Below are 10,688 nucleotides of genomic sequence, written 5' to 3'. Positions count from 1 at the left end.
TTCCTGAAACGGGCCAGTCTTCTGTAGCACCACCGGTAATAGAAGCAGTTCCTGTTAAGGAATAGCAATTAGGCCCGGTAGATGTAGCCATCAGCATATAAGGCTCTCCAAAATCATCAATAATGCAAAATGACTGAGTGGAGCTTGCACTGTTATTTTGGCTTACAGCTGCAGCACTGTGTGCCGCATGTATTCCTGAATTACATGCACTGCTGTTTTTATAAACCGTAGCACCTAACGTAAATTCGCCAATTACACCACCAAAGCAAACTTGCTGATATCCGCCTTCCATTGCACAAGTAGATGCATTCTTTCCGCAAGTGTAATGCCATCTGAAATTAACCGCATCAACGAATGATGTACAACCATCAGGGTTAGGGTTAGTAGCCGTGATAGTGATAAAGCCATTACAGAAAGTTCCTGAAACGGGCCAATCTTCTGTAGCACCACCGGTAATAGAAGCAGTTCCTGTTAAAGAATAGCAATTAGGCCCGGTAGATGTAGCCATCAGCATATAGGGCTCTCCAAAATCATCAATAATGCAAAATGATTGGCTGAATGCAGCTGCAACAGTACCAATGCATAAGATGCAGGTAAACATTAAACGGTAAAATTGAGTTTTCATGAGCAATTTAATTTAAAGTGAAAAATAATTGTAAAAATTCACACAAGCTTTTAAAGCGTGATTGAGTGTCATAAATATAAACTAACCATTACATGTTTTCCAAGTTTTTACTTAAAAAAAAAATTTATTTTTAAAATCAATAAATTCTCATCTTATAAGAGTAATATTTCCCTGTTTTTGAATAAGCGTTCCGTTTCCGCATTCGGCCTCTAAAGTATAAAGGAACACACCTGGTGGCATTGGCTTTCCGTTTAGATTTCCATCCCACCCTTTTTCAATATCATCTGACTCAAAAATAATTTTGCCCCACCGGCTATATACTCTGAAGAAATGTAATTTACTGAGGCCTGCAGCACGGACATACAGAATATCATTTTTTCCATTTCCATTTGGGGTAAAAGCGTTGGGAACAAATACTGCGTTTTCACAACCAATTACTACCGTGATATCATCGCTGGTTTTACAACCTATAGAGTCACTAACAGTAACCGTATAGGTGGTAGTTTGCTCAGGTGATGCAACAGGATTTAAACAATCAGTGCAACTTAACCCTTCCGGTGGTGACCATTGATAGGTACCCTGCGATGCAGAGGCAGGAACAGAATAGCTTTCGCCTGAAGAAATGGTAACATCCGCGCCTGCACTTATAAAAGGAATTTCTTCAGTTTGTACATTTATGTTAAACGTATCTGTATAGCAAACACCATCAGAAACAGTAACTGTAAAAGTTGTAGTGACCGGTGGCGAGGTAGTTGGATTGGCAATCGTTGGATCGCTCACAAGGTTTGAGGGAAACCATGCATAATAAGTCCCCCCGCCTGCATGCAATGATGCTTCGTCCCCTTCACAAATTGTAGTATCTCCGTAGGCAAAAGAAGAAATCAAAGGTTCTAATTCCAGGTGAATTGAATCCAGAGCGCTGCAATCATTGGAGTCAGTGACAAATACAGAATAAGTAATGCTGGAGGTAATGCTGGCGAGAGGATTACTGATAGTAGAATCAGAAAGCCCACGACCAGGAATCCAAAAATAGGAAATGCCACCGCTTGCATTCAGCTGCGTCATTTTTTCCGCACAAACTATTTGATCCGTTCCAGCATCTGCAACCGGCAATGGGTTTACAGTGATTAGTACCGTATCAAATCCATTACAAACATTGGTATCACTTCCAGTCACGATATATAAGGTAGTGGAAGACGGAAATGCGAAGGGATTAGGAATATCGGCATTGGTAAGAAAAAAAGATGGTGACCAGTGATAGGACAGGGCACCAGTTGCATTCAGGTTAACAGTGTCACCAAGGCATATTTCTATATCACCTCCTGCGTTTACGTGTGGAGCCGCTAAAAGAGAAACTTTTACAGAATCTGTAACCGAACAACCATTTACATCTGAACCTTTCACGAAGTAAGTGGTATTAGTATTCGGAAAAGAAAAAGGCTGTGAAGAGGATGGATCGCTGAGAGAAGAAGACGGAGACCACTCGTATACCAATCCGCCTGTTACCAGAAGTTGTATTGAATCGCCAAGACATATTGCGGTATCTCTTCCGGCATTTATTACAGGCAGTGCATTGACTGTTACTATTAATGAGTCTGAGCTCACACATTCTGTTCCATTCAGTACAACTACCTTATACTGAATGGTGGAATCCGGAGATGCATAGGGATCAGATACCAGGGGATCACTCAAGCCTCTTGAAGGTGACCACGAGTAAAAAGTTCCTCCCGATGCGTGCAATTGGGCACTATCACCAGCACAAAGTGAGATATCAATTCCTGCATTTGCCACAGGTATGGGAAGCACCTGAACAAATACGGAATCTGAATTGGAACATCCTGCTGAATTAACAGTGGTAACTACAAACGTAGTAGTGGAGTCCGGAAAAGCCAGAGGATCAGCAATACTATCATTACTAAGGAAATTCCCCGGTGACCAGAAATAATCTTTTGCTCCGTTTGCAATAAGCTGAACGGTATCACCTTTGCAAATAGACGTATCTCCATTTGCATGAATTACCGGCAAATTTAAAATTGTAATAAGGGCAGTATCCGTTCCACTGCACCCAACGGAATCAATAAAGAAATAGGAGATGGTGTCAATTCCTTCGCCGGCAATGGAAGGAATCAGCTGATTATTTACTATGCCTTTTCCAAAAAGAATTCCTCCTGATGGCAGCAGGTTAAAAATAAAAGGTGTACTACCCCCACATATGGCGGCTGTATCGGGCGCTATTGATACGATAGGATTAGAATGAATGTGGATTGTAACTGTATCAGCGCCACTGCAACCAATGGAATCTATATAATAATAGCTGATAAAATATTCCCCCGGTTCCAAAAGAGAAGGGTTGAAGAGGTTTCCTGTAATACCAGGACCTGAGAAAGTCCCACCGTCAGGGATTGCAATCAGGGTTATCGCAGTATCTTCTGAACAAAAATCCGTTTTTAAATTGGTGATGCTAATGGTTGGTATTGGAACCACATTTACTGTCACCGAATCTGATCCGATGCATCCGTTCGGGTCAGTAGTAGAAACAATATATATAGTTGTAGTGGTTGGCGTTGCAATGGGGTTAGGAATAGTATCGTTGCTTAATGTGGAAGAGGAAGTCCATTGATACGAATCGGCCCCGGACGCATGCAGTATTGCGAAAGTTCCTGAACAAATGGACGTGTCATTTCCCGCGCTGATGAATGGAAAAGGCTGCACATTTACAAGGATTGAATCTTTTGCCGAACAACCATTGGTGTCTACGCCGGTAACAAAAAATAAAGTAGATAAAGGAGGAAAGGCAAACGGTGAAGAACTAGCAGAATCTGAGAGGAACTCGGATGGAGTCCACACATAGGAAACCCCTCCCGATGCCATTAAATGAACTGAATCTGATGAGCAAATAGTTTGATCGCTTCCCGCATTTATAACCGGGTTGTTAAAAACAGTTATAGATTTTATGATAGAGTCCAAACAGCCTTCGGAAGTTATTACATTCAATTGAATGCTATAAAGACCAGGATTGTGAAAGACGTGAACAGGATTTTGCTCCTGAGAAACATCATCAGAACCACTGCTTACATCATTAAAATTCCATTGCCACTGATCAATTTTTCCTTGCGGAGAAGACTGATCTGAAAATTGTATTGCAGCGTCTGCACATACTACACTATCACTCAGGGTAAAGGCGGCCCCTGGCGCAGAAAATACCAAGATCGTATCTAATGCTGTGCTGCTGCATCCTCTTGCGCCTGTAACGGTGAGGGATACCACAAAACTTCCCGATGAGTCATACAAGTGAGAAGGATTCTGCTGGAAAGAAGTATTCATAGAATCGGACTCCGGATCTCCAAAATTCCAGGACCACGTTACCGTACTATCTCCTTCAACCAGGGAAGAATCAAAAAAATTAATCAGTAAGGAACCACATCCTGAATCAAGCGAAGCATGAAAATTTGCCTCCACAATGGAGACGAGTAAATAATCAGACTTAGTTAAGGTATCCGTGCAGCCAGCAGTATCACTTACAATTAATACGGCAGAGTAATAATCCGGATTTGTAAGAATAAAACACGGATTGTTATCATGGCTGCTTAAAAAAACAGTTTTGGAACTGTTATAGATGAGCCATGAATAAGCAGAGGCATTTTCTGATTCACTAATTAAACAAAATAAAGAGGGTGAACAGGAGTTAGAATCCAATGCAGTAAATGCAGCATGCGGGGGACAATCTATAGCTACCTGCTGCGTATCTGAACTGGTATTGCCTGATACATCTGCAATTTTTAAAATAACCTGAAAGGTTCCACAAAGATTATATGTATAAGATGGATTTTCTTCGAAAGAAACCGAAGTTGAATCTACTCCAAAACTCCAATAAGATTTTAAAGAATCGCCTGTAGAAGTATTAATAAAATTAACAGTAACAGGCAGACACGGTGAAGTCGGATATTGAACTGTAAAACTGGCAACAGGTTGTGAAAAAACATTTGCTGAGCAGAAAAGCAAAATTGCTCCCGCAAGCATACCCAGAACCAATAGTTTCATCCCGATTAATTAATATAAAAATACAAAGAAACGACTTTGAAAAGGCACCTGATATCAATAGTAAGACATGATAACATATTCCTGATCCTGTTCGGGCTGGTGCTAATACAGATTTAAGGCTCTACCACCGTTTACTCTGGCAGGAGTAATTCAATAGGAGCATCATATGGAAATGAAGACTAATTTCGGCGATTATTTCAAATCGATCATGAGCGACAATTTTGCTTTTTTATTTGACATGGATGGCACCATGGTAGACAACATGAAATACCATGAGCTGGCATGGCAACAACAATTAAAGCAATTAGGAAAGGATCTCTCATCCGAGGAAATTAAACCTACGTTGTATGGAAAAAATGAAGAGGTGCTCCAAAGACATTTTGGAGATCGGTTTTCTGATGAGGATGTAGAATTATTCAGTAAACAGAAAGAAGAGAAATATCAAACCCTTTATAAAGATCATATCAGCCTGATAAAAGGGTTGCCCTCATTTTTACAACAAGCATATGACGCTCATATAGCACTTGCGATTGCAACCGCAAGCGCTTCTTCTAACATTGAAATGATTTTAAAAGCTACTCATTCGCATAAATTTTTTAATGTAATAATAACAGCTGAGCAGACAAAAAAAGGAAAACCAGATCCGGAAGTTTTTCTGACAGCAGCTTCACAATTAAATATTTCACCCCAACTATGCATTGTATTTGAAGATTCATTGAAAGGAGCAGAAGCGGCATACAACGGTGGAATGAGGTCAGTATTTATCACAACCTCCGGGCAAGAATCTGATTTAAAAAGATTACCAGGTGTTATTAAGATTATCGATGATTTTAGTTCTATCAGTCCTGACAGCATAATTTCAATATTGCAGGAATGAAAGAAATAAAGGCCAGTCTTATTGCTTTACAAATTTTGCACTTGTCATCTCACTTCCTGATTTTATAACAATACAATAAATTCCTGAAGGGAGAACGCTGATATCAAATTGCTCATGGAAATCCTCATTTTCCTGAACAATGTTACTATTAAGTACTATTTGTCCGGCATAGTTTACCACCTCAATATTTAAACTGTTTTCATGTGACTTAATGTCCAGGTTTATTTGTCCTGATGAAGGATTCGGCGAAATAATAACATTCATCTCTGAAGTTTCAGAATATGCTTTTTCAAAACTTGCAGAAGCTGTTGTAAATGTTTGCAATGAAGAAAAGGAGGAATAGGAATTAGGGTTAGCAGAGCACTTCGATGCTATTTCCCACTCATAATCAGTACCGACGATTAACCCTGTTAATTTTTTTGAGTTTGTATTACTGTTTACTTTTTGAGTAGTCCATGAAGATGACCCGACAGTGCGATATCGTATCTTGTACCCTGTTACACAAGCAACAGTATCCCAGTGAACTTTTGAACTTGATGCGGTAATACTGCCGGCCGATAATCCATCAATCGGCGGTATGCAATTACATGAAAAGAGCTTGGCAACCCAAAAATCATAATTACCATGGTTACCGGAAACGTTACCTTCATCCGAATTGGAAAACCCTGTAACAATATACCCGCCTTCACTGGTTCGATCTATGCTTCTGCCTTCATCAGAGAAATTTCCACCGAGGGGTTCCTGCCATTGTAAATTGCCATTTTTATCAAGTTTAACCGTCCAAAAATCTGATTCACCATGGTTACCATTCATATCACCATTGTTAGAAGAAGTTAGTCCCGCAGTAATATACCCGCCATCAGGTGTTTGCTGAATGCTATAACTATACTCTGTACTGCTGCCCCCTAAAGTTTTTTGCCATTTCAAATTCCCATCCATATCTAATTTAACAATCCACATATCGTAATTGCCGTGTGCTCCAGTTACATCTCCATTGGTTGATCGCGACCATCCGGCTGCAATAAAGCCTCCATCGCTGGTTTGCTGAATACTGTTCGCCTGATCGTAATCGCTTCCTCCAAAGGCTTTCTGCCAAACCAGGTTACCAGCATTATCCAATTTAATGATCCACATATCTCCATATACTATATCGTGTACTCCGGTAACATCACCATCCTTTGAGGTAGAATTGCCTGCAGCAATAAACCCCCCATCGGCAGTTTGCTGAATGCTATAAACAGCCTCGTTACCGCTGCCACCATAGGAATGCTCCCATTGAAGATTTCCATTTGCATCCAATTTTACAATCCAGTCATCTTCACCTCCATGATTCCCGGTCACTTCGCCATCCTTAGAATCAGATTGTCCGCCAACAATATAGCCACCATCAATAGTTTGTGCTATACTTAGGGCGTAATCGACACCGCTTCCACCAAGAGGATTTTGCCATTGTATTATTCCATTTGCGTCCAACTTTACAACCCATGCGTCAAAGCTTCCGTGGCCGCCTATTACATCTCCGTTAGTCGAGTTGGCTTGCCCCGCAACAACGTAACCGCCATCAGAAGTTTGCTGACTTGCATAAGCCGCTTCATCATTTGTACCACCCAGAGTGTGTTGCCATTGAATATTACCGGAAGGGTTTAATTTTACTACCCAGCTATCAACTTCCCCATGATTACCGGTTACATTTTGATCGTTAGAGGCAGTTTGACCCGCAACTAAATACCCTCCATCAGTAGTCTGAACAATGCTGAATGCATCATCATTATCACTTCCACCTAACGATTTCTGCCATTGAAGATTAGGCGCCTGGGCATTTAAGTTAAGGGCAATAGAGATAACCAGTATCAGGCCTAAGAAGATAAAATTTTTCATTGTGTTTTTATTTATGCCCATGAATGTATTATTACCTTATGTTTCACAGTAGTTTAAAACACTAAATGGGTAATTAACTGTTGCGAATGAAGGTATTGGATTACTGAACCAATTGCTGATTTTTGATAAAAGACAATAAAAGATATTCTCATTCAGCTATTAATAGTTCCGATTCAACAATATAGATTTTTTGGCTGCACCTGTCAGGAGTAATTTCGAAACACTTAATTAAATTATTCAAATCACAACCTCAATATTCTACAAATCATGAAAAAAAATTTAATACTCTTTATTTGGGTTGCCTTAAGCGTTATGGGTTTTTCAACAAAAGCACAGACCATCGTTCAACTGTCCTTCTATTCCCCGCTGATATCAACTTCTGATATGAAATATTCAGATAACCATTTAATCGTAGCGCAGGATGGAATGATAATTTTCGACGTATCTAACCCTAACGTTCGACCCAAGCTTGTTTCACAAACTGAATATCCCGGAGGAGTGCCTCATGAAGTGGGAGTAGAAGGGACGAATGCTTATCTTGCTGAAGGTGGAAATGGAACTTTTGCAGTATACAATATTTCCAACTTTAGCTCACCAGTTTTAACGGGTTCTATTTCCATTCCCTCAACCACATTTGCAGCCGGAGATCTGGTAACAAATGGAAATTATGTCTACCTAACAGCCGGAGATTCACTATACGTGGTAGATGTATCAAACAGCTCAGCCCCTAAGCTGGTTAAGTCAATAATGGTTCCTGATGCCGGTGTAGATGGTGCCGGTAAAATGGCGATCAATCAAGGATCCTTGTACATTAATTCCACTACATCTGTAAAGGTATACGACATTGTAAAACCGGCTTCTCCGGTGCTTATCAGCACTATTGCTCATACCCATTCCCAGGAGAAAGGTATTTCTGCTGATACAATTCATAAGCGTATTTTTCTGCCGTGGCTTTCCTCTCTGCAGGATTTTATGGGTTACGATGCATACGATGTTAGCACACCTTCATCTCCTGTCTTTCTTTTTACTGATAGTACCGCATTTGGAGGCGGGGATTACGGAGTGTCTGCATATTCTTATCAGGATAATGTACTATTCCTTTCGAAGGGAGGGGGCATCAATGCGTTTGATGTATCTTCTGACTCACACGGATTTGTAACTTCTTTTACAGGGGAAGATATACCTAACTCAAGCGTTTCCATTGAAGTTAATGGAAGCATCATATACCATGCAAGAGGTGGAGGTATTGAAATACTGGAATACATCCCTGGTTCTAATGAAGTATGCGATGCCCCTTCTCAAACCAGTGTAAATAATATTTCTTCCACTGCGGCCACACTAAGATGGACCGCTGAAAATGATGCTATAGGATATAAAATCCGCTTGCGTCCATCCGGCACCAAGCTATGGGATTATTTTTTTTCTGTAAAGAATATTAAAAGAGTTGCACAACTATCAGCAGGTACGGAATATGAATTTGGCGTGAAATCCATTTGTGATTCTAATCCCCGCATTACTTCCGCCTGGTCAGCAACAAATACTTTTACCACAGCGACTTCCAGAACTAGCTTAGCCAGCGAATTAACTGCCGACGTTTTTCCAAATCCCGTTTCTTCCAGTGCCGTTGTAATGTTCTCTTTACTGCAACCATCCAAGGTGCATGTTGCCCTGTTTTCTTCCGATGGAAAAATCGTTATGTCAATTGCAAATACAAGTTTTTCAGAAGGAAACCATCAGTTAATCTTTAATCGTGGGGCACTCAACGCAGGAATTTATTTCTTAAAGGTGCGTGCCCTTGAAAAAACAATTACTTATAAAGTGGTGCTGGATTAAACTTAATAAGATTTGTAAAAAAGAAGCAATGCGATGGCGGCATGCTTCTTCTTTTATTGTGCAGAAACAGCAATAGAAATTGCAGTTATTACATTGGAACTGACCACCCTGAACTTGCAGTAAAAGGTTGAAGGTTGAAAGTTTAGAGTTTGAAAAGTTTTATTTCAATTCCACATCGGTGCGATTAAAAGTGAGAGTTTGATTCTACTCCCTCCGGGATCACTGATTTCAATTCCACATTGGTGCGATTAAAAGCAGCTATTAGTTATTGATGGCACCGGCCATGCTGAAATTTCAATTCCACATTGGTGCGATTAAAAGCTTCGATCGCTATCCCGGTAAGTATGCTGAAATCAATTTCAATTCCACATTGGTGCGATTAAAAGATGGTGTATGTCTGGAAATACGCCCCCTCCCACAAAATTTCAATTCCACATTGGTGCGATTAAAAGGGCATCATACAAATGGTACAAAACCATACCGTAACGGCATTTCAATTCCACATTGGTGCGATTAAAAGTCTTATCTGTTCTGCCGGTTTCATAGATGGTAAGAAAATTTCAATTCCACATTGGTGCGATTAAAAGATCCCACGTGGAAATGACCCTCGATGAGTTATTCTTATTTCAATTCCACATTGGTGCGATTAAAAGTGGTAAGCGTATAAAACTTTTCACCTGTTTCTTCTAATTTCAATTCCACATTGGTGCGATTAAAAGTATGATGACCTGCTGAACGGTAAAGACTACATCCCTAATTTCAATTCCACATTGGTGCGATTAAAAGCGTGTTAAGATGGGTATGTGGGCTGGCAACATGAGATTTCAATTCCACATTGGTGCGATTAAAAGAGGCCCCGGATTGAAACCAAAAAGAGTGCTTATGCAATTTCAATTCCACATTGGTGCGATTAAAAGGGCCATACTTTTTTACTGAATTTTGGTTTACCATCATTTCAATTCCACATTGGTGCGATTAAAAGAAGTGGACATAAGCTGCGGTATATCCTACAATCAAATTTCAATTCCACATTGGTGCGATTAAAAGCTTGATAGTATCGTTGGTAAAGTGGTATTTTGAATATTTCAATTCCACATTGGTGCGATTAAAAGCGAAGAAACTCTCAACTGAAACTTCGTGAGCAATTAATTTCAATTCCACATTGGTGCGATTAAAAGAGCCGTTAACATTCCATCCGGCTGCGGTACATAGGATTTCAATTCCACATTGGTGCGATTAAAAGACTGCCACCACGCTGTACAACCAACCCGAAATTTATGATTTCAATTCCACATTGGTGCGATTAAAAGTGAGATACCGTTTGTAGGCTTCCCCATTCATAGAGCCAGTTCCAAGTTAGTATTTGTATTCAAATCAATATAATTATTGTCATTATTATTACCAATGTGTTGAAATGTGGTAAACATGGCATTA

5 protein-coding genes and 1 CRISPR repeat array are annotated in these 10,688 nt (G+C 40.1%); of the genes, 2 read left to right on the top strand and 3 right to left on the bottom strand.

Annotated features, from left to right (window positions below; translation table 11 throughout):
- Both H0W62_15235 and H0W62_15230 read right to left on the bottom strand, forming a co-directional pair.
- Positions 1-625: hypothetical protein (locus H0W62_15235; GenBank protein ID MBA3649871.1), on the bottom strand; the 625-nt coding region annotated here is incomplete at its 3' end.
- Positions 626-772: 147 nt separating this feature from the next.
- Entirely contained in the window at positions 773-4,666 is a 3,894-nt protein-coding gene (locus H0W62_15230; protein ID MBA3649870.1) for a PKD domain-containing protein, read from the bottom strand.
- A gap of 172 nt (positions 4,667-4,838) precedes the next feature.
- On the opposite strand from H0W62_15230, the gene H0W62_15225 reads away from it, so the two are divergent.
- Positions 4,839-5,543: an HAD family phosphatase gene (locus H0W62_15225; protein ID MBA3649869.1), complete on the top strand. Its 705-nt coding sequence runs from the start codon at positions 4,839-4,841 to the stop codon at positions 5,541-5,543.
- An 18-nt stretch (positions 5,544-5,561) separates the two neighbouring features.
- Here H0W62_15225 and H0W62_15220 read toward each other — a convergent pair whose 3' ends face one another.
- On the bottom strand, positions 5,562-7,421 hold the full coding sequence (locus H0W62_15220) for a T9SS type A sorting domain-containing protein (protein MBA3649868.1): 1,860 nt from the start codon (positions 7,419-7,421) through the stop codon (positions 5,562-5,564).
- Positions 7,422-7,688: 267 nt separating this feature from the next.
- On the opposite strand from H0W62_15220, the gene H0W62_15215 reads away from it, so the two are divergent.
- The gene (locus H0W62_15215; protein ID MBA3649867.1) at positions 7,689-9,254 is read left to right on the top strand and encodes a T9SS type A sorting domain-containing protein; all 1,566 of its coding nucleotides are present in this window, start codon (positions 7,689-7,691) and stop codon (positions 9,252-9,254) included.
- 161 nt (positions 9,255-9,415) lie between these two features.
- Positions 9,416-10,564: a CRISPR direct-repeat array (repeat unit 30 nt; unit sequence ATTTCAATTCCACATTGGTGCGATTAAAAG).
- Between the last annotated feature and the right edge of the window lie 124 nt (positions 10,565-10,688).

This window comes from Chitinophagales bacterium (genome assembly GCA_013816805.1).
GTDB lineage: Bacteria > Bacteroidota > Bacteroidia > Chitinophagales > UBA10324 > MGR-bin340.
This window is presented reverse-complemented; position numbering and strand designations above follow the sequence as displayed.

Excerpts from the sequence above, each read along its gene's own strand:
- H0W62_15220 (MBA3649868.1), bottom strand. The coding sequence starts at position 7,421 with ATGAAAAATTTTATCTTCTTAGGCCTGATACTGGTTATCTCTATTGCC.
- H0W62_15230 (MBA3649870.1), bottom strand. The coding sequence starts at position 4,666 with ATGAAACTATTGGTTCTGGGTATGCTTGCGGGAGCAATTTTGCTTTTC.
- H0W62_15225 (MBA3649869.1), top strand. The coding sequence starts at position 4,839 with ATGAAGACTAATTTCGGCGATTATTTCAAATCGATCATGAGCGACAAT.
- H0W62_15215 (MBA3649867.1), top strand. The coding sequence starts at position 7,689 with ATGAAAAAAAATTTAATACTCTTTATTTGGGTTGCCTTAAGCGTTATG.